The sequence below is a fragment of the Pseudomonas sp. WP18 genome (assembly GCF_036689585.1).
GTDB classification, from domain to species: domain Bacteria; phylum Pseudomonadota; class Gammaproteobacteria; order Pseudomonadales; family Pseudomonadaceae; genus Aquipseudomonas; species Aquipseudomonas chlororaphis_E.
The window spans coordinates 1,026,979-1,050,391 of the sequence record NZ_CP144758.1 but is presented as its reverse complement, the minus strand read 5'-3'; the positions used below and the strand labels follow the sequence as shown (position 1 = coordinate 1,050,391).

23 protein-coding genes are annotated in these 23,413 nt (G+C 62.4%); 14 read left to right on the top strand and 9 right to left on the bottom strand.

Annotation, left to right across the window (positions count from 1 at the left end; translation table 11 throughout):
* Positions 1 to 24: 24 nt before the first annotated feature.
* Positions 25 to 630, top strand: coding sequence for a hypothetical protein (locus tag V5F23_RS04500; RefSeq protein ID WP_042729385.1), 606 nt, complete (start codon positions 25 to 27; stop codon positions 628 to 630).
* On the opposite strand, the gene V5F23_RS04495 is transcribed toward V5F23_RS04500, so the two are convergent.
* Positions 631 to 1,590 (bottom strand): MerR family transcriptional regulator, encoded by a 960-nt coding sequence (locus V5F23_RS04495; RefSeq protein ID WP_042729386.1) that lies wholly within the window; start codon positions 1,588 to 1,590, stop codon positions 631 to 633.
* Between the two features lie 190 nt (positions 1,591 to 1,780).
* Here V5F23_RS04495 and folM point away from each other — a divergent pair, with 190 nt between their 5' ends.
* The 5 genes from folM (at position 1,781) to V5F23_RS04470 (ending at position 5,094) form a co-directional block, all read left to right on the top strand.
* Positions 1,781 to 2,491, top strand: a complete 711-nt coding sequence (gene folM, locus V5F23_RS04490) for a dihydromonapterin reductase (RefSeq protein ID WP_042729387.1) — start codon at positions 1,781 to 1,783, stop codon at positions 2,489 to 2,491.
* Positions 2,492 to 2,541: 50 nt separating this feature from the next.
* A complete protein-coding gene (folX, locus tag V5F23_RS04485; protein WP_042729388.1) occupies positions 2,542 to 2,922 on the top strand; it encodes a dihydroneopterin triphosphate 2'-epimerase in 381 nt (126 codons plus the stop codon).
* 89 nt (positions 2,923 to 3,011) lie between these two features.
* The gene (locus V5F23_RS04480; protein ID WP_042729389.1) at positions 3,012 to 3,308 is read left to right on the top strand and encodes a DUF1244 domain-containing protein; all 297 of its coding nucleotides are present in this window, start codon (positions 3,012 to 3,014) and stop codon (positions 3,306 to 3,308) included.
* On the top strand, positions 3,301 to 3,639 hold the full coding sequence (locus tag V5F23_RS04475; protein WP_042729390.1) for a HopJ type III effector protein: 339 nt from the start codon (positions 3,301 to 3,303) through the stop codon (positions 3,637 to 3,639). The genes V5F23_RS04480 and V5F23_RS04475 overlap by 8 nt, the downstream gene beginning before the upstream one ends.
* 204 nt (positions 3,640 to 3,843) lie before the next feature.
* Positions 3,844 to 5,094, top strand: coding sequence for an aspartate aminotransferase family protein (locus V5F23_RS04470; protein WP_042729391.1), 1,251 nt, complete (start codon positions 3,844 to 3,846; stop codon positions 5,092 to 5,094).
* A gap of 179 nt (positions 5,095 to 5,273) precedes the next feature.
* Here V5F23_RS04470 and trxB read toward each other — a convergent pair whose 3' ends face one another.
* Positions 5,274 to 6,236, bottom strand: coding sequence for a thioredoxin-disulfide reductase (gene trxB, locus V5F23_RS04465; protein WP_003205459.1), 963 nt, complete (start codon positions 6,234 to 6,236; stop codon positions 5,274 to 5,276).
* A gap of 309 nt (positions 6,237 to 6,545) precedes the next feature.
* Between trxB and cysZ the strand changes: the two genes are divergently transcribed.
* Positions 6,546 to 7,304: a sulfate transporter CysZ gene (gene cysZ / locus V5F23_RS04460; RefSeq protein ID WP_042729392.1), complete on the top strand. Its 759-nt coding sequence runs from the start codon at positions 6,546 to 6,548 to the stop codon at positions 7,302 to 7,304.
* Between the two features lie 37 nt (positions 7,305 to 7,341).
* Complete coding sequence (locus tag V5F23_RS04455; protein WP_042729393.1) at positions 7,342 to 8,541, top strand: glycosyltransferase family 1 protein; 1,200 nt, start codon at positions 7,342 to 7,344, stop codon at positions 8,539 to 8,541.
* Positions 8,542 to 8,672: 131 nt separating this feature from the next.
* Here the strand turns inward: V5F23_RS04455 and V5F23_RS04450 are convergent, their stop codons facing one another.
* The 3 genes from V5F23_RS04450 to V5F23_RS04440 all read right to left on the bottom strand — a co-directional run bounded on the left by V5F23_RS04450 (position 8,673) and on the right by V5F23_RS04440 (position 11,101).
* Positions 8,673 to 9,776, bottom strand: a complete 1,104-nt coding sequence (locus V5F23_RS04450) for an NADH:flavin oxidoreductase (RefSeq protein WP_042729394.1) — start codon at positions 9,774 to 9,776, stop codon at positions 8,673 to 8,675.
* Positions 9,777 to 10,017: 241 nt separating this feature from the next.
* Positions 10,018 to 10,500, bottom strand: a complete 483-nt coding sequence (locus V5F23_RS04445; RefSeq protein WP_047738275.1) for a glutathione peroxidase — start codon at positions 10,498 to 10,500, stop codon at positions 10,018 to 10,020.
* 115 nt (positions 10,501 to 10,615) lie between these two features.
* The gene (locus V5F23_RS04440) at positions 10,616 to 11,101 is read right to left on the bottom strand and encodes a peptidylprolyl isomerase (RefSeq protein ID WP_047738276.1); all 486 of its coding nucleotides are present in this window, start codon (positions 11,099 to 11,101) and stop codon (positions 10,616 to 10,618) included.
* Between V5F23_RS04440 and V5F23_RS04435 the strand changes: the two genes are divergently transcribed.
* From V5F23_RS04435 to V5F23_RS04425, 3 genes are all read left to right on the top strand, one after another.
* Complete coding sequence (locus V5F23_RS04435) at positions 11,070 to 11,408, top strand: DUF3565 domain-containing protein (protein WP_080964411.1); 339 nt, start codon at positions 11,070 to 11,072, stop codon at positions 11,406 to 11,408. The two genes, V5F23_RS04440 and V5F23_RS04435, sit on opposite strands and share 32 nt — an antisense overlap.
* A gap of 61 nt (positions 11,409 to 11,469) precedes the next feature.
* Positions 11,470 to 13,569, top strand: a complete 2,100-nt coding sequence (gene pta / locus V5F23_RS04430) for a phosphate acetyltransferase (protein WP_047738280.1) — start codon at positions 11,470 to 11,472, stop codon at positions 13,567 to 13,569.
* Positions 13,570 to 14,478: an acyltransferase gene (locus V5F23_RS04425; protein ID WP_338497671.1), complete on the top strand. Its 909-nt coding sequence runs from the start codon at positions 13,570 to 13,572 to the stop codon at positions 14,476 to 14,478.
* A 182-nt stretch (positions 14,479 to 14,660) separates the two neighbouring features.
* On the opposite strand, the gene cysN is transcribed toward V5F23_RS04425, so the two are convergent.
* The 4 genes from cysN to V5F23_RS04405 all read right to left on the bottom strand — a co-directional run bounded on the left by cysN (position 14,661) and on the right by V5F23_RS04405 (position 19,002).
* Positions 14,661 to 16,559 (bottom strand): sulfate adenylyltransferase subunit CysN, encoded by a 1,899-nt coding sequence (cysN, locus tag V5F23_RS04420; RefSeq protein WP_123578219.1) that lies wholly within the window; start codon positions 16,557 to 16,559, stop codon positions 14,661 to 14,663.
* Positions 16,560 to 16,612: 53 nt separating this feature from the next.
* Positions 16,613 to 16,954: a four helix bundle protein gene (locus V5F23_RS04415; RefSeq protein ID WP_042732315.1), complete on the bottom strand. Its 342-nt coding sequence runs from the start codon at positions 16,952 to 16,954 to the stop codon at positions 16,613 to 16,615.
* A 104-nt stretch (positions 16,955 to 17,058) separates the two neighbouring features.
* Positions 17,059 to 17,976, bottom strand: a complete 918-nt coding sequence (gene cysD / locus V5F23_RS04410) for a sulfate adenylyltransferase subunit CysD (protein WP_338497667.1) — start codon at positions 17,974 to 17,976, stop codon at positions 17,059 to 17,061.
* Between the two features lie 267 nt (positions 17,977 to 18,243).
* Positions 18,244 to 19,002, bottom strand: coding sequence for a Nif3-like dinuclear metal center hexameric protein (locus V5F23_RS04405; protein ID WP_042732518.1), 759 nt, complete (start codon positions 19,000 to 19,002; stop codon positions 18,244 to 18,246).
* A gap of 104 nt (positions 19,003 to 19,106) precedes the next feature.
* Here V5F23_RS04405 and algW point away from each other — a divergent pair, with 104 nt between their 5' ends.
* The 3 genes from algW to V5F23_RS04390 all read left to right on the top strand — a co-directional run bounded on the left by algW (position 19,107) and on the right by V5F23_RS04390 (position 23,359).
* Positions 19,107 to 20,267 (top strand): Do family serine endopeptidase AlgW, encoded by a 1,161-nt coding sequence (gene algW / locus V5F23_RS04400; RefSeq protein WP_042732519.1) that lies wholly within the window; start codon positions 19,107 to 19,109, stop codon positions 20,265 to 20,267.
* A 254-nt stretch (positions 20,268 to 20,521) separates the two neighbouring features.
* Entirely contained in the window at positions 20,522 to 22,627 is a 2,106-nt protein-coding gene (locus V5F23_RS04395; RefSeq protein WP_042732520.1) for a TonB-dependent siderophore receptor, read from the top strand.
* Positions 22,628 to 22,639: 12 nt separating this feature from the next.
* Complete coding sequence (locus V5F23_RS04390; protein WP_042732521.1) at positions 22,640 to 23,359, top strand: DUF4198 domain-containing protein; 720 nt, start codon at positions 22,640 to 22,642, stop codon at positions 23,357 to 23,359.
* Positions 23,360 to 23,413: the final 54 nt, after the last annotated feature.

The following is a 23,413-nucleotide window of genomic DNA, read 5'->3' as shown; positions in this document are numbered from 1 at the left end:
GCACATCACCTCTTCGAGCCCATCATGCCGCGCGATGCCCTCCTGACGCAGGATGAACTGGATTTCATCCGGACCATGCAGCACAACCCGCAACTCAATGAGCGGGATGTCACGTCGAGCTTGCTGGTAAACGGTGGCTCGCAGATCCGTGACCTGCTGACGCGCCTGGCGGCGAACGAGCAGGTGACGCTACAAGCCAACTTCGAAAACCAGCAGATGACGTTCCCCTTGCACCTGGTGGAAGACGAATTCCATGCCATGCACCTGCGCCTGGGCGTGCCGAGCATCTACGAAGACGGCCCGAAGGTACGTCCCTGGCGCCTGACCCTCGAAGAGCCCGTGGCACTGGAAAACATCAAGGGCCAGCCGGGCTCGCTCTGGGTGCACGAGGTCTCGTGCAAGGGCGTCCTGGTGGAAAGCCGCAGTCGTACCAAGCCACTCAAGCAATTCGCCTTGTGGTTCAGCCCCTCGGGCTATGAACGGATTTCATTGCGCGGCACCTTCGAACGGGAAACCGCCCAGGGCTTGTACGCCTACCATCTGAGCCAGGATGACCAGGACGAGACCGAACGCCTGCGCCAGTACATCCTGCAGCAACATCGCCTGACCCATCCGACGATGCATCTCTGATCAGGTGTCCAGGTTGCCTGCCAGAAATTGACGCAGGCGCTGGCGCATCACGGTCCCTTCGTTACCCAGGCAGCCGATCGACGAACCGGCCAGGGCGTCCTGCGCCAGGTCAGACGCATCGCCGGCCAGCAACAACGGGCAATCCAGGCTCATGGCCAACTTGCCCAGGCGCTTGGGCAATTCGGGGGCCGGCGCATGATGGGACACCACCACCAGCGCGAGCGGCTGGATCTTCTGGCACACCAGGGTCAGCTCATCGAAAGGCAAACCGGTCGCCAGCACCCTGACCCCCACATCCGCCTTGGACAGGAACAGCGCCGTGACCAGCAGCTCCAGCTCGCGACACTGGCCGGCGATGGCGCAGACCAGCACCCGTCGCGACACGCCTTCGCGCTTGAGCAGCAACCGCTGGATGATGCGTGAACGCAGGAAACCGTCGAAGAACACCCATTCGCTGGTTTGCCCGAACACTTGCTGGCGTTGCAGCAACTGCCGCCAGAGCGGCATCAGGATGTCCTGGAAGACGACGGGCACCGCGTAGGTGGAAAAGATCTGGCCATAGATGCGGTCCAGTTCCACGTCGTCGAACTGACCCACCGCATCCGCCACCTGCTGCTGCCATTGGGCGTAGTCGGCCCTGACCAGGTCCGAGGGAATCAACGCGCAGACCGACTGCACCGACTCGGTCTTCGCCAGGATCTTGCCCACCTTGCTGACCGCCACGCCACGCTCGATCCAGGCCAGGATGCTGCGTACCTTTTCAATGTCGCCCAACGAATACAGGCGGTGTCCGCTGTCGGTGCGAGTGGGCTGGATCAGGCCGTAGCGACGCTCCCAGGCGCGCAGCGTCACAGGGTTCACACCGGTCAGGCGCGCGACTTCACGGATGGGGAACAAGTCTTCGCGCGCCCAGGCCCCTGGCGCCTTGAAGATGAAATTGTCCTCAGTGATTACGCTCATGTTGGCAGACCCATCCGGCTGGCGAATTGGATCCCAGTCTACTCCTTCCGGCAGATGTCATGACAAGAACAAAACGTCGCCGCTGCGCGGTTTTGTTGTTTTGTGCGCGATCTGGAATATCACCGGCCCACGTAGGAGACGCCCCCTGTCGCTGTTATAGTTTTTACTCCAGTCGCGAACCGAGCCCCTTATGCCCAGCGCCCCCGCTCCGATCCTGATCACCGGCGCCGCTCAACGCGTCGGCCTGCATTGTGCCCGCCGCTGCCTGGAAGACGGCCAGCCGGTGATCGCGACCTATCGCACCGAACGCCCGGGCGTACAGGTACTGCGGGACCTTGGAGCCACTGTGCTGTTTGCTGATTTCTCCAGCGAAGCCGGGATCCTGGCCTTTATCGAGCGGCTTCAGCAGCACACTGATCGCCTGCGGGCCATCGTGCACAACGCGTCGGCCTGGCTGGCCGAAGACCCCGGCAACGAAGCGCAGGCATTCGGCGCCATGTTCGGCGTGCACATGCTGGCGCCGTACCTGATCAACCTGCACTGCGCCGGCTTGCTGCAGCGTTCGAACCCGGCCGACATCGTGCACATCAGCGATGACGTGACGCGCAAGGGCAGCACCCGACACATCGCCTACTGCGCCACCAAGGCCGGCCTCGAAAGCCTGACCTTGTCATTCGCGGCAAAATACGCACCGGCCATCAAGGTCAACGGCATCGCCCCGGCCCTGCTAATGTTCAATCCCGAAGACGACGCGGCCTACCGGGCCAAGGCCCTGGCCAAGTCCGCACTGGGTATCGAGCCCGGCAGCGAGGTGATCTACCAGAGCCTGCGCTACCTGCTGGACAACCCTTATGTCACCGGCACGACGCTGTCCGTCAACGGCGGGCGGCACGTCAAGTAGCCCGGCGTTGCCTTCATGAGTTTCTGCAATTGATTCGACGGAGCCCGTAAATGTCACAACTTCAGCCCGCCATGGCACGCATCAAGGTCAAGGACCTGCGCCTGCGCACCTTCATCGGCATCAACGAGGACGAGATCCTCAACAAACAGGATGTGTTGATCAACCTGACCATCCTCTACGCCGCCCAGGAGGCGGTGCGCGACAATGACATCGACCACGCCTTGAACTACCGCACCATCACCAAGGCGGTGATCGCCCACGTGGAGGGCAATCGCTTCGCCCTGCTCGAACGCCTGACCCAGGAGCTTTTGGACCTGATCATGGCCAACGAGTCGGTGCTGTACGCCGAAGTCGAGGTCGACAAGCCCCATGCCTTGCGCTTTGCCGAGTCGGTGTCGATCACCCTGGCGGCCAGCCGGGCGACCCAATAGCCGCTGCCGGCTTCAAGCTGTAAGCTTCAGGCCTGATCCCCAACGTGCAGCTTGAAGCTAGCCCTTGAAGCTGTCTTGCAGAGACCACCATGAACGAGCAACAACGCCTCGAACTCGAAGCCGCCGCTTTCCGCCGGCTGGTTGCCCACCTGGACAGCCGCAAGGATGTGCAGAACATCGACCTGATGAACCTGTCCGGCTTCTGCCGCAACTGCCTGTCCAAGTGGTACAAGGCCGCCGCCGATGAACGCCAGATCGAGGTCAGCCTCGACGAAGCCCGCGAAGTGATCTACGGCATGCCGTACGCCGAGTGGAAAGCCCAATACCAGAAAGAAGCCAGCGCCGAACAGCAAGCGGCGTTCGCCAAAGGAAAACCCGATGCCTGATCTCGATACCCTGCGCACCCGCCTCAAGAGCGGTGAACACCTGTTCGCCGACACCCTGGCCTTCATCGCCGCCGGCTACGACTATCAACCCCAGGCCTTCACCAATGGCGGCGTGACCAACGCCGCCGGGCAGAACGAAGGCTCGTGCAAGACCCTGGGCCTGGCCTTGCTCGAAGGCTTGAGCGACGAAGAAGCGCTCCTGGCATTCGGCGAGCATTACCGTTCGGTGCTGGCCACGCCCGAAGGCAGCGATCACGGCAATATCCGCGCGCTGATGGCGCATGGGTTGGCCGGTGTGAAATTCGAGGCGCAGCCGCTGCAGCGTCGCTGATCCCAAAACCGCCGCCATGTCGAAATCGGCTTTCGTGGCGAAAGCACTTGCTCCCTCGCCACGAAAGCTTCGTCGTCACGCACACAGTGCGCCTGTTCCACATCCCGACTTTTAAGATTGACCCGGCAACTTTATTTCGTTTGCCCACGCCCTTCGCTCACCGCTTGAATAGCGCACGCCATCTTCCCTTGCGAGCGGTCATTCATGAGCAGCGAAACCATCAGCCAGTCGATTTCCATCGTGCACCCCGTCAGCCTCAGCCACGGCAGGAACGCCGAAGTCTGGGACACCGATGGCAAGCGCTACATCGATTTCGTCGGTGGCATCGGCGTGTTGAACCTCGGCCATTGCCATCCACGCATTGTCGAGGCGATTCGCACACAGGCGACCCGGCTGACCCACTACGCATTCAACGCTGCACCGCATGTGCCCTACATTGAACTGATGGAACGCCTGAGCGCGTTCATACCGGTGGACTACCCGGTCAGTGGCATGCTCACCAACAGCGGTGCCGAAGCGGCGGAGAACGCCTTGAAGATCGTGCGCGGCGCCACCGGCCGCACCGCCGTCGTGGCGTTTGACGGCGCGTTCCATGGCCGCACCCTGGCCACGCTCAACCTCAACGGCAAGGTCGCGCCGTACAAACAGAAGGTCGGCGTGCTGCCCGGGCCGGTCTATCACCTGCCGTATCCGAGCCAGGACAACGGCATCACGTGCGCCGAGGCGCTCAAGGCCATGGAGCGGCTGTTCAGCGTCGAGATCGATGTGAACGACGTGGCCTGTTTCATCATCGAACCGGTGCAGGGCGAAGCCGGTTTCCTGGCCTTGGACATACCCTTTGCCCAGGCCCTGCGGCAGTTCTGCGATAAGCAGGGAATCGTGCTGATCGTCGATGAGATCCAGTCCGGCTTCGGTCGCACCGGCCAGCGCTTCGCATTTTCGCGCCTGGGCATCGAGCCGGACCTGATCCTGCTGGGCAAGAGCATCGCCGGCGGCGTGCCACTGGGCGCGGTGGTGGGACGCAAGGCGTTGCTGGACAACCTGCCCAAGGGTGGGCTGGGCGGTACCTATTCAGGCAACCCCATCGCCTGCGCCGCCGCATTGGCAACCCTGGACGAGATGACCGACACCCACCTGCACACCTGGGGCACGCAACAGGAAGCTGCGATTGTCAGCCGCTACGAAGCCTGGCGCCATCGTAGGGTGACGCCGTACCTCGGCCGCCTGACCGGCGTCGGCGCGATGCGCGGCCTCGAACTGGCCCATGCCGACGGCACGCCAGCACCGGCACAACTGACCCAGTTGCTGGCCCTGGCACGGGAAGCGGGTCTGCTGTTGATGCCCAGTGGCAAGTCGCGACACATCATCCGCCTGCTGGCACCGTTGACGACCGAGCCGGCAGTGTTGGAGGAAGGCCTGGATATTCTCGAAGCGTGCCTGGCGAAGTTGTCCTGATACGATCTACAAGCCATGGATAACTTGTGGGAGCGGGCTTGCTCGCGAATGCGGTGGGTCAGCCAGCATAGGTTTGACTGACATACCGCATTCGCGAGCAAGCCCGCTCAAACAGGGGTTCGAGGAATGTCACCCACATGAAAAAACCGGCCGAAGCCGGTTTTTTTGTGCCCGATGAATCAGAACGAAGCGTTCTGCAGGCCGTCCAGGTAACGCTCGGTGTCCAGGGCCGCCATGCAGCCGGCGCCGGCCGAGGTGATGGCCTGGCGGTAGACGTGGTCGGCCACGTCGCCGGCCGCGAAGATGCCTTCGACGCTGGTGGCGGTGGCATTGCCGTCACGGCCACCCTTGACGACCAGGTAGCCGTCCTTGAGCTCCAGCTGGCCTTCGAACAGCGAAGTGTTCGGCGTGTGGCCGATGGCGATGAACACACCGTCGACCTTGATCTCGTCGAAACTGCCATCGTTGTTCTTCAGGCGTGCGCCGGTCACGCCCATGTTGTCGCCCAGCACTTCGTCCAGGGTCGCGTTGAGCTTGAGGATGATCTTGCCTTCGGCAACGCGGGCGTTGAGCTTGTCGATCAGGATCTTCTCGGCGCGGAAGGTTTCACGACGGTGGATCAGGGTGACCGTGCTGGCGATGTTGGCCAGGTACAAGGCTTCCTCGACAGCGGTGTTGCCGCCGCCGACCACTGCCACGGGTTTGTTGCGATAGAAGAAACCGTCGCAGGTGGCGCAGGCGGAAACACCCTTGCCCATGAAGGCTTCTTCCGATGGCAGGCCCAGGTAGCGCGCGCTGGCACCGGTGGCGATGATCAGGGCATCGCACGTGTAGGTCGCGCTGTCACCGGTCAGGGTGTAGGGCTTGGCGGCAAAGTCCACGGCGTTGATGTGATCGAAAACGATCTCGGTTTCGAAGCGCTCGGCGTGTTCTTTCATGCGCTCCATCAGGGCCGGGCCGGTCAGGCCGTGGACATCGCCCGGCCAGTTGTCGACTTCGGTGGTGGTGGTCAATTGACCGCCGGCCTGCATGCCGGTGATCAGCAGCGGCTTGAGGTTGGCACGGGCGGCATAGACAGCAGCGCTGTAACCGGCAGGGCCGGAACCGAGGATAATCACTCGCGAATGACGGACTTCAGACATGACCTGCTCCTGTTGACCGGACCCTGCGGCCCGGAACGCCGGGTGAGCGGCGTGAATAAAAAAGACCGTTGACGCACTTGGGGAAGGCTGGGTTCGACGGTCCTGAAAAAGAATGGGTGCAGCGTATCGAGGGAGCGAAGATTAAGGAAATACGGTTTAACAATCCAGCTCATAGGTGAGCTCTATCCCCAATGGTCGCTCCAATAGCAGCGGTTGTGGCCTGAAACGTTGTTACACGCCATGTCGCCGCTTTCGCGCGCCAGACAAAGTCGGTAAGGTCGGCGCGATCAACTTCGTTCGGAGCTCCTCATGCCCGCCCCTGTCCTGTCCGGCCCGCAATACCTGCAAGAAGGCCTCAAGCTGGTCTTGAGCCCGGGCCTGCGCCTGTTCGTCCTGTTGCCGTTGGCCATCAACCTGGTGCTGTTCGTCGGGCTGATCTACCTGGCCGGCCACCAGTTCAGCCTGTGGGTCGACACCCTGATGCCCTCGCTGCCGGAGTGGCTGGGCTTCCTCAGCTACATTCTCTGGCCGTTGTTCGTGGTACTGGTGGTGCTGATGGTGTTCTTCACCTTCACCCTGCTCGCCAACATCATCGCCGCGCCGTTCAACGGTTTTCTCGCGGAAAAGGTCGAGGTGGTCATCCGTGGCACCGACGACTTCCCGGCATTCAGCTGGGGTGAGCTGATCGCAATGGTTCCTCGCACCTTCGCCCGGGAGGCGCGCAAGCTCGGCTATTTCCTGCCCCGCGCCCTGGGGCTGTTCGTGCTGTCGTTCATTCCGGTGGTCAACCTGGTAGCCGCCCCGCTGTGGCTGCTGTTCGGGGTGTGGATGATGGCGATCCAGTACATCGACTACCCGGCGGACAACCACAAGCTGGGCTGGAACGAAATGCTCGCCTGGCTGCGGCAGAAGCGCTGGCAGAGCCTGGGCTTTGGCGGCAGCGTTTACCTGGCGCTGCTGATCCCCGTGGTCAACATCCTGATGATGCCGGCGGCCGTGGCCGGGGCGACCTTGTTCTGGGTGCGCGAGCAAGGGGCCGAAACCGCGTTGGCGCGGCAGGTCCCTTAAGGTCACAAATCCATCATCCTGACGTCACAATGACGACATGGCCCCGGTCGACACTGGGGTCATGACCACACACCTGCACATCACCCTCATCACTGAAACCTTCCCGCCGGAAATCAATGGTGTGGCCAATACCCTGGGCCGTCTGTACGACGGTTTGTGCGCCCGAGGGCACCGGGTCGAGCTGATCCGTCCCCGCCAGGGCGACGACCAGCGCCAGGCCAGTGACGAGCAATTGCTGTTGTGCCGGGGCTGGCCGTTGCCGGGTTATCCGGGCCTGCAGTGGGGCCAGGCGTCGATGCACAAGCTGCTGCGGCGCTGGAAACGTCACCGTCCCGACGTGCTGTACATCGCCACCGAAGGCCCGCTTGGGCTAGCCGCGTTGCGGGCGGCGCGGCGCCTGGGGATCGCGGTGGTCAGTGGTTTCCACACCAATTTCCAGCAGTACACCCAGCAATACGGGCTCGGGCTGTTGAGCCGCGTACTCACGCATTACCTGCGCTGGTTTCATAATCGCTCCCACCTGACCCTCGTCCCCAGCCTCAGCCAGCGCCTGGAGCTGGAACGGCGGCACTTCGAACGCGTGGCATTGTTGTCGCGGGGTGTGGACAGCCAGCTGTTTCACCCGATAAAGCGCTCGGCCAGCCTGCGCGAGGCCTGGGGCCTGGGCGATGACGACATGGCAGTGATTCATGTCGGACGCCTGGCGCCGGAGAAGAACCTCGGCTTGCTCAAGCGCAGTTTCGACAGGCTGCGCAGTACATTCCCGGAGCGGCGGATGAAGCTGGTGGTGATCGGCGATGGCCCGCAACGCGCCGAACTGGAACAGGCACTGCCCGAGGCGATTTTCTGCGGTTCGCAACGTGGCGAAACGCTGGCCAGCCACTATGCCTCGGGAGACCTGTTTGTCTTCCCGAGCCTGACCGAAACCTTCGGCAACGTGGTGCTCGAAGCGCTGGCGTCCGGGTTGGGCGTGGTGGCCTATGACCAGGCCGCGGCGGCCCAGCACATTCGTCACGGCTATAACGGCGTGCTGGCGATGCCAGGGGATGAAGAGGCGTTCTGCGACGCCGCCTGTTGGCTGCTGGAGGCCCGCGAGAACTTGCGTTGCGTGAGGCTCAATGCACGCCAGCATGCCAGCCGCCAGGGTTGGACGGCCGTGATCGAGCAGTTCGAGGCGCAATTGCGCGGGGCTTGCATGACTGAGCAGGCGATACCTGCCGCCTCGACAATGCGTTAGTCCCAGGTGCCGTGCAGATCGCCATCGCGAGCTCGCTCCCACAAGGGATCCTGGTCGCGGACAAGGTAGGTGTCCGCCAGAGATCAGTGTGGGAGCGAGCTTGCTCGCGATAGCGTCAGTTCAGTCAGTACTTAAACCAAGGTCATCAACGCGTCGCGGCTGAACGGCAGGATCTCCTGCTCGCGGCCGTCGCGAACTTTTTGCGCCCAGTCCGGATCCACCAGCAACGCACGCCCCACCGCCACCAGGTCGAACTCATCGTTGTTCAGGCGCTCCAGCAACTTCTCCAGGCTGGCGGGCTGGGCGACCTTGTCGGTGTTGACCATGAACTGCAGGAACTCGCCATCCAGGCCGACGCTGCCCACGGTAATGGTCGGCTTGCCGGTGAGCTTGCGGGTCCAGCCGGCCAGGTTCAGCTCGGAGCCTTCGAATTCCGGTTCCCAGAAACGCCGCGTCGAGCAGTGGAAAATGTCCACGCCGGCGTCGGACAACGGCTTGAGGAATTCGCCCAACGCCTGCGGCGTCTGCACCAGGCGGGCGGTGTAGTCCTGCTGTTTCCATTGGGAAAAACGGAAGATGATCGGGAAGCCCTCGCCCACCGCCGCGCGCACGGCACGGATCAGCTCGATCGCGAAGCGCGAACGGTTGGCCAGGCTGCCACCGTAACCGTCGGTACGCTGGTTGCTGCCCTCCCAGAAGAACTGGTCCACCAGGTAGCCATGGGCTCCGTGGATCTCCACACCGTCCATGCCGATGGCCTGGGCATCCTTCGCGGCCTGAGCGAATGCGGCAACGACCTCGTCGATGTCCGCCTGGGTCATGCCATGGACCACCACCTGGCCGTCCTTGAGTTTTTCGGTCGGCCCGTAGCCCGGCACGCTGGCATCCGGCTCGGTCCCGATGCGGCGCACACTGCCCACATGCCACAGTTGCGGAACGATCTTGCCACCTTCGGCATGTACCGCGTCGACCACCTGCTTCCAACCGGCCAGCGCGGCGTCACCGTAGAAATGCGGCACGTGGGGATAACCGTTGGAAGCCTTGTGCCCGACCGTGGTGCCCTCGGTGATGATCAGGCCGACGCCGGCGGCTGCGCGGCGGCGGTAGTACTCGACCACCTTGGCATTCGGCACCCCGCCCGGCGAGAAGGAACGGGTCATCGGCGCCATCACGACCCGGGTCGGCAGCTCCAATGCGCCGAGGTGGAAAGGTTTGAACAGGGCTTTTACAGGCATGGGGGCACTCCACGGGGACAAGGTCGCAGGTCAATATGACGGGGATAATATGCAGCGTGGCGCTGGCTGGGTAGCACTATTGATTGGAGTGATTAAGGATCAGAAGGGAGCACTGAGGTTTACTCAATCATGAACCCCGTGGTGAGGGAGCTTGCTCCCGCTGGGCTGCGTAGCCGCCCGTTTTTTGGCGGTTGCCGCGCAACCGAGCGGGAGCAAGCTCCCTCGCCACAGGGGCCGGGCTTCAACCCAATGCTTTTTCGATGGCCTGGATCACCGCGGGGTCATCCGGCGCCGTGCGCGGCGAGAAGCGGGCCAGCACGCGGCCGTCCTTACCCAGCAGGAATTTCTCGAAGTTCCAGGTGATGTCGCCGGGAAACTCGGCACCCTCGCCCGCCAGCAGGCGATACAACTGATGGCGGTCATGACCGTTCACTTCCAGCTTGCTGGACAACGGGAATGTGACGCCATAGTTAAGGCTGCAGAAGTCCTGGATCTCCTGCTCGGTCCCGGGTTCTTGCCCGGCGAACTGGTTGCAGGGCAGCCCCAGTACGCTGAAGCCCCGGTCCTTGAATTGCTGGTGGAGGTTTTCCAACGCGGCGTACTGAGGCGTCAGGCCACATTTGGAGGCGACGTTGACCACCAGCACGACTTGCCCCTTGAACGGCGCCAGAGGAAGCTCCTGACCATCCAGAGCTTTCAGTTTAAGGTCGTGGAAAGCACTCATGACGAACTCCAGGTTTGCAGGTCTTTTCGAAACAGCCACGGTCGATGCTAACAGCAACCGACCAAAAAAGGCGCCTCACGGCGCCTTTTCAGTTCTCTGAGCGTAGCGCAGAAAATCAGTGGTGATGACCACCTTCGCCATGGACGTGACCATGGGCCACTTCTTCCTGGCTGGCGTCACGGATGTCGACGACCTTGACCTTGAAGTTCAGGCGCTGGCCGGCCAGCGGGTGGTTGCCGTCGACAGTCACGTCGTCGCCTTCCAGATCGCGAATGGTGACGATCTGCATCTGGCCATCGGGGGCCGATGCGTGGAACTGCATGCCCACTTCCAGCTCGTCGACGCCTTCGAACATGCTGCGGCTCAGGGTGCTGACCAGTTCGGCGGAGTACTCGCCATAGGCATCTTCCGGCTCGACGGTCACGTTCAGCTCGTCACCGGTGGTTTTACCTTCCAGGGCTTTTTCCAGGCCCTGGATGATGTTGCCTGCACCGTGCAGGTAGACCAGCGGTGCGCCGCCGGCAGAGCTGTCGATGACCTCACCAGCGTCGTTGGTCAGGGTATAGTCGATGGAGACAGCCTTATTGGCGGCGATCAGCATGGGGCGAGACCTTTTGCATAAGAATGAAGAACGGACAAGTCTAAACAAGGATTTGCCCGAAAGCGAACGGAACCCGGACAAACGGACCTGCGCGGCCAGACCGACGGTCAGCGGTTTCCACCAGGACGAGGACGGGCACTGGGTGGCCGAGCTGTCCTGCGGGCATACCCAGCATCTGCGCCACCAGCCGCCCTGGCAATCCCGGGCCTGGGTCCTGGACCCGGCGCAACGTATTGAAAAAATAGGCCAGCCCTTTGATTGCGGCTGGTGCGCGCAGGCCCCCGTTAGCGATAACCTTGGCGACTGAATTTCACGGCAGACGGCCAGACATAGGCCTCGCCCTTGCCATGCACCCTTAGAGAACCCGCATGCAAACTTTTTTTATCGCGCCCACCGATTTTGGCGTGGGTCTGACCTCCATCAGCCTCGGGCTGGTGCGTACCCTCGAACGGGCCGGGTTGAAAGTCGGCTTTTTCAAACCCATTGCCCAGCCGCACCCCGGCGACACCGGGCCGGAGCGCTCGACCGAACTGGTGGCGCGCACCCATGGTCTGAAACCGCCACAACCCCTGGGCCTGGCCCACGTCGAACGCATGCTTGGCGACGGCCAGCTCGATGAGCTGCTGGAAGAAATCATCACCCTGTACCAGCAGGCCGCCATCGGCAAGGACGTGCTGGTGGTCGAAGGCATGGTCCCGACCCGCAACGCCAGCTACGCCGCCCGGGTCAACCTGCACCTGGCCAAGAGCCTGGACGCCGAAGTCATCCTGGTATCGGCGCCGGAAAACGAAGTGCTGACCGAGCTGTCCGGCCGGGTTGAGTTGCAGGCGCAATTGTTCGGCGGGCCGAAAGACCCGAAAGTGCTCGGCGTGATCCTGAACAAGGTCCGCACCGAGGAAAGCATGGACGCCTTCTCCGCCCGCCTCAAGGAACACTCTCCCCTGCTGCGCAGCGGCGATTTCCGCCTGCTGGGCTGCATCCCGTTTCGTCCGGAACTCAATGCGCCGCGTACCCGCGACGTGGCCGACCTGATGGGCGCGCAGGTGCTCAATGCCGGCGACTACGAAAGCCGGCGCATGAGCAACATCATCATTTGCGCCCGGACCATGCGCAACACCGTGGAACTGCTCAAGCCCGGCGTGCTGGTGGTCACCCCCGGCGATCGCGACGACATCATCCTGGCGGTGAGCCTGGCCGCCATCAACGGCGTGCCGCTGGCCGGCCTGTTGCTGACCAGCGACACCCTGCCCGACCCACGCATCATGGACTTGTGTCGCGGCGCCTTGCAGGCCGGCCTGCCGGTGCTGTCGGTGAGCACCGGCTCCTACGACACCGCCAACCTGCTCAACGGCCTGAACAAGGAAATCCCGATCGACGACCGCGAGCGCGCCGAGATCATCACCGACTTCGTCGCCAGCCACCTGGACGCCAACTGGCTGCACCAGCGCTGCGGCACGCCACGGGAGATGCGCCTGTCGCCTGCCGTGTTCCGCTACCAATTGATCCAGCGCGCCCAGGCCGCCAACAAGCGCATCGTCCTGCCCGAAGGCAGCGAGCCGCTGACCGTCCAGGCCGCCGCCATTTGCCAGGCCCGGGGCATCGCCCGCTGCGTGCTACTGGCCAAGCCGGCCGACGTCGAGGCCGTGGCCCGTGCCCAAGGCATCGAACTGCCGCCGGGGCTGGAGATTCTCGACCCGGACTCGATCCGCGAGCGCTATGTCGAGCCCATGGTGCGACTGCGCAAGAGCAAGAGCCTGAACGCGCCAATGGCCGAGCAGCAACTGGAAGACACCGTGGTGATCGGCACCATGATGCTGGCGCTCGATGAAGTGGACGGGCTGGTGTCCGGCGTCATCCACTCCACCGCCAACACCATCCGCCCGGCGCTGCAATTGATCAAGACCGCGCCGGGTTGCTCCCTGGTGTCCTCGGTGTTCTTCATGCTGTTTCCCGAGGAAGTGCTGGTCTATGGCGACTGCGTGATGAACCCGCACCCCAGTGCCGCGGAACTGGCGGAGATCGCCCTGCAGAGCGCCGACTCGGCCGCCGCGTTCGGCATCACGCCACGGGTGGCGATGCTCAGTTACTCCAGCGGCGAATCGGCCAGTGGCGAGGAAGTCGAGAAAGTCCGCGAAGCCACGCTGTTGGCCCACGAGGCGCAACATGGCCTGCTGATCGACGGCCCGCTGCAGTACGACGCCGCCGCCAACGAAACCGTGGCGCGGCAACTGGCGCCCAATAGCCAGGTGGCCGGCCGGGCGACGGTGTTCATCTTCCCGGACTTGAACACCGGCAACACCACCCACAAGGCCGTACAGCGCAGCGCCGACTGCGTCAGCCTCGGCCCGATGCTGCAAGGCCTGCGCAAGCCGGTGAACGACTTGCCGCGCGGTGCCCAGGTCGACGACATCGTGTACACCATCGCTCTGACCGCGATCCAAGCCGCCAACCGACCCATGGACATTTAAATGCTGGATTTCCTGCCTGCCCCGGTACGCGGCGTCATCGCCTCGCTGCTGCTGGCCCTCAATACCATTGTCTGCTGCACACCGCTGTTCATCGTGGCGATCTTCAAGTTGCTGCTGCCCTTCCCCGCCGCCCAGCGCTTCACCGACTGGTTGATGAGCCATATCCATGAAGCCTGGATCAGCAACAACAAGGCCTGGATGAACCTGCTGCGCCGCACCCGCTGGCACCTCAGTGGCCTGGAGGGCTTGGACTACCAGCACTCGTACCTGATCACCAGCAACCACCAGAGCTGGGTCGACATCATGGTCTTGCAGTACGTGCTGAACCGTCGTGTGCGTCCGTTGAAGTTCTTCCTCAAGCAGGAGCTGATCTGGGTGCCAGTGATCGGTCTGGCCTGGTGGGCGCTGGGGTTTCCGTTCATGAAGCGCTACTCCAAGGCTTATCTGGAGAAGTACCCGGAAAAGAAAGGCAAGGACCTGGAAACCACCCGCAAGACCTGCGCGAAGTTTCGCGACAATCCGGTGGGTATTTTCAATTTTGTCGAAGGCACGCGTTTCACCGAAGGCAAGCATGCCCAGCAGCAGTCACCGTTTCGCTACCTGCTCAAGCCCAAGGCCGGCGGCATCGCGTTCGTGCTGGATGCCATGGGTGAGCAACTGGAGTCGATCATCAACGTGACCATCCACTACCCCGGCGGTCGCCCGGGGTATTGGGACCTGCTGTGCGGCAACGTTGCCGAGGTGGTCGTGCACTTACAGGAACTGAAGATACCACCCCAGTTCATCGGCAAGAGCTACGACCTGGACGGCGTGTATCGCCTGGAGTTCCAAGGCTGGATCAACCAGTTGTGGCAGGACAAGGATGCGTTGCTGGAACAGATGCATCGGGAACATCCCGCCAAGTCTTGAGGTGGCTGCACTGGCCTCATCGCGAGCAAGCTCGCTCCCACAGGGATCGGTGTGAACGCCGACTCTATATTCACTGACAATCCCCTGTGGGAGCGAGCTTGCTCGCGATAGCACCCCTCCAGACAACAAAAAAAGCCCGCCGATGATCGCTCATCGGCGGGCTTTTCGTTTGCCGCTGACGCTTAGATCGCGCCGCGGCTGCGCAGCAGGTCCAGCACTTGCTTGACGCTCTCTTCCAGGGTCAGTGCCTGGGTGTCGATCACTAGGTCGGCATCCAGCGGCACGTCATACGGGAAGGACTCGCCCGGGATGTTGTCGCCGGCGGCGGCATACAGCCCTTGCGGGTCGCGCTGGGCACACACGCTCGGCGAGGCCTGGACGTAGACCGTCAGCAGACGCTCCTTGCCGATCAGGTCCTTGGCCTGCTCACGCCCTTCGGCACTCGGCGCCACGAACGCCGCCAGGGTCAACAGGCCGGCTTCGTTGAACTGACGGGCGACGTGGGCCGCACGACGCCAATTCTCGGTGCGTCCGGCGCGGTCTTGCGGCAGGCCCTTGTTCAGGTCGTGACGCAGGTTCTGGCCGTCGAGCACGAACACCGCGCGTCCCGAGTCGAACAGCTTGCGCTCCACGGCATAGGCCAGCGTGCTCTTGCCAGCGCCCGACAGGCCACTGAACAGGACGGTGGCCGGCTTCTGGCCGAAACGCTGGGCGCGCTCTTCCACCGACACGTGGGCCAGCTTGCCGTGATGGGTGCTGCTGCCGTGGGCCAATGGCTGGGCCACGATCATGCCGGCACCGACGGTGCCGTTGGTCAGGCGATCAATGACGATGAACGCGCCGGTGGTGCGGTTGCTCTCGTAGCCGTCCAGGGCGATCGGTGCATCCAGGGCGATCTTCACCTTGCCGATTTCGTTGAGCTGCAACGCGCTGGCCGGCCCCTCTTCCAGGGTGTTCACGTCCACCTTGTTGACGATGCTGGCAATCGAGCCCGGCACGTAGCTGGTGGCCCGCTTGATGTCGTATTTCTTGCCCGGCAACATCGGTTCTTCAGCCATCCACACCAGCATCGCTTCGAAGCTGTCGGTGACTGGCGGCACATTGTCGGCATGCACCAGCAGGTCGCCGCGGGAGATGTCGATCTCGTCTTCCATGGTCAGCGTCACCGCCTGGCCTGGGCCGGCCTGCTCCAGCTCACCTTCGAAGGTGACGATGGACTTGACCCGGCTGCTCTTGCCCGAAGGCAACACCACCACTTCGTCGCCCTTGTGCACGATGCCGCTGGCCAGGGTGCCGGCGAAACCGCGGAAGTTCAGGTTCGGACGGTTGACGTATTGCACCGGGAAGCGCAGGTCGGTGAAGTTACGGTCGCCCGCCACTTCCACGGTCTCGAGGATTTCCATCAGCGACTGGCCGGTGTACCACGGCGAGCGCTCGGACTTGTTCACCACGTTGTCGCCCTTGAGGGCCGACATCGGTACGAAATGCATGCTCGAGGGCTTCATCTTCAAGCCTTCGGCGAACTGCAGGTAGTCGGCCTTGATCGACTCGAACACGCCCTGGTCGAAGTCCTTGAGGTCCATCTTGTTGATGGCCACGACGATATGCTTGATGCCCAGCAACGAGGCGATGAAGCTGTGGCGACGGGTCTGGGTCTGCACGCCGTAGCGCGCGTCCACCAGGATGATCGCCAGGTCACAGGTGGACGCACCGGTGGCCATGTTGCGGGTGTACTGCTCATGGCCGGGGGTGTCGGCGATGATGAACTTACGCTTGGCGGTGGAGAAATAACGGTACGCGACGTCGATGGTGATGCCTTGCTCACGCTCGGCCTGCAAGCCGTCGACCAGCAACGCCAGGTCGATGTCGTCGCCGGTGGTGCCGACTTTCTTCGAATCGCGGGTAATGGCTTCCAGGTGATCTTCGTAGATCATCTTGGAGTCGTGCAGCAGACGCCCGATCAGGGTGCTCTTGCCGTCGTCGACGTTGCCGCAGGTCAGAAAGCGCAGCAATTCCTTGCGCTCGTGCTGGCCCAGGTAGGCGAGGATGTCCTCGCTGATCAAATCAGATTGATGGCTCATTGCATTCAAGCTCCGAGCTGTAAGCTTCAAGCGGCAAGCTTGTCGGCGTACAGCTAGTCAGAAATTTTATTGATCAACCCGCCTAGCATCCTAGAGAGCTCACGGGTTTCTTTAATCCAATTTTCAGCCAGTGGTTCTGCAATATAAGCAATATCTCGGGCTATCAGGATCTGGGTGCGCAACTCTCCACAAGAAGCCTTCGCCATCCAGAGAAAGTGGATCTTTTCCTTGGAACTCCGACGCTCCATGCCTTCAGCAACATTGGAAGGCACTGAAAGTGCAGAACGGGTGATTTGGTCCTTGAATCCAAAATCCCCGCATCGCGCAAACTCTCGATAAATCCCCACCGCCAAACATTTGCTTCGCTGCCAGACAATCAACTTCTCGAAATCCATTACGAGTCACCCAATCGCGGCTCGCAACAACCGGCTGCAAGCACCAAGCTGCGAAGTTACGCATACCGCCTCTAACTTGCAGCTTGCCGCTTGTAACTCGAAGCTTAAAAGTACCCCTGACGTTTCTTATCTTCCATCGAGCCTGCGCCATCGTGGTCGATGACCCGGCCCTGGCGCTCGGAAGTTCGCGTCAGGAGCATTTCCTGAATGATGTCCGTCAGGCTTTCGGCCTCGGACTCCACCGCGCCCGTCAACGGGTAGCAGCCAAGGGTACGGAAACGCACTTTCTTCTTGACGATACGGGCTTTGTCCTCGTCGGAAAGGTGCTCGAGGATGCGCTCGTCGTCGATCATGATCAGGGTGCCGTTCTTCTCGATCACTTCACGCTCGGCGGCGAAGTACAGCGGCACGATCGGGATGCCTTCGAGGTAGATGTACTGCCAGATGTCCAGCTCGGTCCAGTTCGACAGCGGGAACACGCGGATCGACTCGCCTTTGTTGACCTTGCTGTTGTAGACGTTCCACAGCTCCGGGCGCTGGTTCTTCGGGTCCCAGCGGTGCTTGCTGTCACGGAACGAGTAGACGCGCTCCTTGGCGCGGGATTTCTCTTCGTCGCGACGGGCACCGCCGAACGCGGCGTCGAAACCATGCTTGTCCAGCGCCTGCTTGAGGCCCTGGGTCTTCATGATGTCGGTGTGCTTGGCGCTGCCGTGGGTAAATGGGTTGATGCCCTGTGCCACGCCCTCGGGGTTCACATGGGTGATCAGGTCCAGGCCCATTTCCTCGACCATGCGATCGCGGAACTTGTACATCTCCTGGAATTTCCAGCGGGTATCGACGTGCATCACCGGAAACGGCAGCTTGCCAGGGAAAAACGCCTTGCGTGCCAGGTGCAGCATTACGGCGGAGTCTTTGCCGATGGAGTACAGCATCACCGGGTTATCGAACTCGGCGGCCACCTCGCGGATGATGTGGATGCTTTCCGCCTCCAGCTGTTTCAGGTGCGTCAGTTTGTCGACCATGGCTACTCACGAAAACTATCTTATGAACGGCCAGCGGGCCGTGTTCGAGCGGGGAATCCTAGCACAGCGACCTCTTCTAATCAGGGCGCCAACTAGATCGAAACAGCATATGGATATGCCTGGCTGTTCGGGTGTTGCATGAACCTTTGTGGGAGCGGGCTTGCTCGCGAAGGCGGTGGATCAGTTGCCTGAAGTGTTGACTGGTATAGCGACTTCGCGAGCAAGCCCGCTCCCACACAAGCGCGCTTCAACAGGGGTTACAAACTGTCAGATCGGATTCGGGCAATCTACGAAGATGTGCTCCAGGGCAAACCGGCGCGCCAGGTAGTCGCCCAAGGCCTGGACGCCGTAGCGCTCGGTCGCATGATGGCCGGCGGCGATGAAGCTGATGCCGTTTTCCCGGGCGCTGTGGAAGGTCTGCTCCGAGGCTTCGCCGCTGAGGTACAGGTCAACCCCGGCCAGCACCGCCTGATCGATATAGCCCTGGCCACCACCGGTGCACCAGCCGACTCGCCGGATCATCGACTCACCTTCGATCAGCAGGGGTTCGCGGCCCATGGCCTCCTGGACCTTGCGGGCGAAATCCCGGGCGGTCATGGGCTCGGCCAGGGAGCCCACCAGGCCGACGACCTTGGGGTTGTCCGGGTCCAGCGGCCCCTCGACCGTGATATCCAGTTGGCGAGCCAGTTGCACGTTGTTGCCGACCTCCGGGTGCAGGTCCAGGGGCAAGTGATAGGCCAGCAGGCTGATGTCGTGCTTGAGCAGGGTTTTCAAGCGACGCTGCTTCATGCCCGTGACGCAGGGGTTCTCGCCCTTCCAGAAGTAACCGTGGTGCACCAGCACCAGGTCGGCGCTGGCTTCCACGGCCGCCTCGAGCAACGCCTGGCTGGCCGTGACACCGCTGACAATGCGCATCACCTGGGGCGCGCCTTCAACCTGCAGGCCGTTGGGGCAATAATCGGCAATCCTGTTGCTTGCCAGGTAGCGGTCCGCTTCTTCGACCAGGGTGCTCAGGGCGACGGCCATGAAAAGACTCCTAAATATCCCGTTCAGAGGCGCGCGCGGCCTCGTATAATGCGCGACATTATGGGCGGTCCCATACCGCCTGCAACCTTTGTAGGACATGCTTAATGCTCAAGGCGCTGCGTTTTTCCGGCTGGCCGCTGTTGGCCGGCGTGCTTGTCGCTCTATTGATTATCCAGCGCTACCCGGAATGGGTCGGCCTGCCGAGCCTCGATGTCAACCTGCAGCAGGCGCCGCAACCCAAGACCCTGTTGCAGGGCCCGGTGTCCTATGCAGACGCCGTCACCACCGCGGCGCCGGCGGTGGTCAACCTGTACACCACCAAGGTCATCAACAAGCCCAGCCACCCGCTGTTCGAGGACCCGCAGTTCCGGCGCTTCTTCGGTGATAACTCGCCCAAGCAGAAGCGCATGGAGTCGAGCCTGGGCTCGGGCGTGATCATGAGCCCCGAAGGCTACCTGCTGACCAACAACCACGTGACCAGCGGCGCCGACCAGATCGTGGTCGCCCTCAAGGATGGCCGCGAAACCCTGGCCCGCGTGATCGGCAGCGACCCGGAAACCGATCTCGCGGTGCTGAAGATCGACCTGAAGAACCTGCCGGCCATCACCATCGGCCGTTCCGACAGCATCCGCATCGGCGACGTCGCCCTGGCCATCGGCAACCCGTTCGGGGTCGGCCAGACCGTGACCATGGGCATCATCAGCGCCACCGGCCGCAACCAGCTGGGCCTGAACAACTACGAAGACTTCATCCAGACCGACGCCGCCATCAACCCCGGCAACTCCGGCGGCGCGCTGGTGGACGCCAACGGCAACCTCACGGGGATCAACACGGCGATCTTCTCCAAGTCCGGCGGCAGCCAGGGCATTGGCTTCGCGATCCCGGTGAAACTGGCGATGGAAGTGATGAAGTCCATCATCGAACACGGCCAGGTGATTCGCGGCTGGCTGGGCATCGAAGTCCAGCCACTGACCCAGGAATTGGCGGAGTCCTTCGGCTTGTCGGGACGGCCAGGCATCGTGGTCGCGGGGATTTTCCGCGACGGCCCGGCGCAGAAGGCCGGCTTGCAACTGGGTGACGTGATCCTGAGCATCGACGGCGAACCAGCCGGCGACGGCCGCCGCTCGATGAACCAGGTGGCGCGGATCAAGCCCACCGACAAAGTCACCATCCAGGTGATGCGCAACGGCAAGGAGCTCAAGCTCACCGCCGAAATCGGCCTGCGCCCACCGCCCGCGCCAGTGGCCGTCAAAGAAGAGCAGTAGCCCGCTCAAATCCCCTTTGTGGCGAGGGGATTTATCTGTGGCGAGGGGATTCATCCCCGTTGGGCTGCGCAGCAGCCCCCTTGAACCCTCAAACTGATCGTATGGCCTCCCGGGCTGCTTCGCAGCCCAACGGGAGCAAGCTCCCTCGCCACGAAGAACCTGGCAGCTTGCGATTTCGTGTTAAATCATGGATAGCATAAATTCTCATTAGTAGTGTTATATTGTTTCAATTAAGGAAATTGGAACAACATAACATGTCATCTTTAAAACGGATTTCTTTCGTCAGCCTGGCCTTCGGCCTGTTGGGCGATCCAGCCCTCGCTGAAGAACCCCAGCCCCTGGAACTGGACGCCATCACCGTCACGTCCGATTACGAATCGCCCTCCGGCCCCGTCAAGGGCTATCGTGCCACTCGCTCGGCCAGCGCCACCAAAACCGACACGGCCCTGCGCGACATCCCCCAATCGATCAGTGTGATTCCCGCCAGCGTGCTCAAGGACCTGGGCAGCACCCAGGTGGAGCGGGCGTTGGAATATGCGGGGGGCGTGTCGAAACAGAACAACTTCGGTGGCCTGACGCTCTACGAATACAGCGTGCGCGGCTTCACCACCTCGGAGTTCTACAAGGACGGCTTCAGCGCCAACCGGGGTTACCCAAGCACACCAGACACGGCCAACATCGAACGCATCGAAGTGCTCAAAGGCCCGGCGGCGAGCCTGTATGGACGCGGCGATCCCGGCGGCACGGTGAACATCGTCACCAAAAAGCCCCAGCCAGACGCCTTCACCACCCTGCAAGCCAGCGCCGGCAGTTGGGATCGCTACCGCACCGCGCTGGACGTCAACAAACCGCTGGATGCCGAGGGCAACCTGTTGTCGCGGGTCAATCTGGCGATCGAGGACAACCACAGCTTTCGCGACCACGTCGACGGCCAGCGGGTGTTCGTCGCCCCCACGCTCAGTTGGCAACTGAACCCCGACACCCGCTTGCTGCTGGAAAGTGAAATCGTGCGCCACCGTTCGACCTTCGACCGCGGCATCGTCGCCCCGGACAATCGCTGGAGTGGCGTTTCGCGCTCGACTTTCCTGGGCGAACCCAACGACGGTGACATCGACAACCACAACAACATGCTCCAGGCCGCCCTCGAACATCAGCTCAACGACGCGTGGCAAGTGCGCCTGGCCAGTCATTACAAGCAAGGCGAACTCTGGGGCTTTGCCTCCGAAGCACGCCCGCTGAATGCCGACGGCCACACCGTCAATCGCCGCTACCGCGAGCGGGACAACGACTGGCATGACAGCATCACCCAGTTGGAACTGCGCGGCCTGTTCGACCTCGGGCCCTGGCAGCATGAACTGCTGATCGGCGGCGAGTACGAGGATTATCGCAAGAACGAACGCGTCACCACCGTCAACGGGGGCGCTTACCCCATCGACCTCTACCACCCCGTCTACGGTCAGCCAAAACCCAACGGGCTGCGCACCGGCACGGACTTCTTCGAACGCGTGCAAAGCCGCGCGCTGAGCCTCCAGGACCAGATCGTCTTCACCGACCGGTTGCGGGGCATGATCGGCATGCGCTACGAACACTTCGAACAGCACATCGACGATCACACCACGCGCGTCACCCGGCGCCAACGCCACGACGCCCTGACGCAACGGGCCGGCCTGTTGTACCAACTGACACCTGAAGTCGGGTTGTTCGCCAATGCATCCACTTCGTTCAAGCCCAACAACGGCCTGGATGCCCAGGGAAAATCTTTCAACCCCGAGGAAGGCACCGGCTATGAAGTCGGGCTCAAGAGCGAGTTGTTCGAAGGTCGCCTGAGCACCACCCTGGCGGCGTTCCATATCGAAAAGGAAAACGTCCTGGCCCTCGACCCGGGCACCGACACCAGCCGTGCCATGGGCAAGGCCCGCAGTCAGGGCATCGATCTGCAAGTTACCGGGCAGTTGACCGACGCCATCCGGGTGATCGGCGCCTTCGCCTACATCGATGCCGAAGTGACCCGAGGTGACGAAACCATTCCCACCGGCAGCCGGATCCTCGGCGTTGCCAAGCGCAGCGGCAGCCTGCTGGGGGTGTATGAATTCCAGGATGGGCGACTGCGGGGCTCGGACGTCGGTGCGGCGTTCACCTACGTCGGCGATCGCTCAGGCGAAGCCGGCGGCGACTTCCAATTGCCGGCCTACCACACCGTGGACCTGCTGGCGCATTACAAGGCCAGCGAGACCGTCACCGTGGGTCTGAACCTGAACAACGTCTTCGACGAAAAATACTACGAACGCGCCTACAGCAACTATTGGGTCAACCCCGGCGAGCCGCGCAACTTCACCGTCAGCCTCACCCTCGACCTGTAAAGGAACCCCCGCATGAAACACCCCAAGACAATCGCCCTACTCGGCCTGCTCCTGGCAACACAGGCTTCGGCCCATGGTTTGTGGACCGAACAACGGCGCGGCAACATCGAAGTGGTCTACGGCCATGGCGCCGAGGACAACACGTTCAAGGCCCAGAAAATCAGCGGTGCCTGGGCTTATGACCTCGCCGGCAAAATGATCCCCGTCACGGTGCAACGCCTACCCGACCACGCCCGCCTGCAACCGCTCAAGCCGCCGGCGGTGCTGGCGGTGGCACTGGACAACGGCCCGTGGTCGCAGACGGCCGACCAGCGCTGGGTCAATGAAGGACGCAGCAAAGTACCGGGGGCAATCGCGTCGACCCACACCTTCAAGTACAGCCTGGCCATCTACCAACCGGGGGCAAAGCTGCCGAAGCTGGAGTCGATCAAGTTCCTGATCCGGCCCCAAGTCGATCCGCTGACGGTCGGCCCCGGCCAGTCGCTACCGGTGCAGGTGTGGCTGGATGGGAAACCGGCGGCCGGGGTGAAGCTGGTGGGCGATTACCGCAACGCGCCGAACACCGTATCCACCGAAACAGACGCCGACGGCCGGGCTACGGTACTGGTGCGTAACGAAGGGTTGAATGTCATCGCCGCCCAGATGGAGGTCCCGCTCACGGACGACCAGGACGCTGCCACCCGTGGTGTTTTCACCTCACTGACCTTTCTCGGCGAGCCCCATCACGAATGAGGCCTTGATGTACCCAACCTGTGGGAGCAAGCCTGCTCCCACAAGGCCGACCTG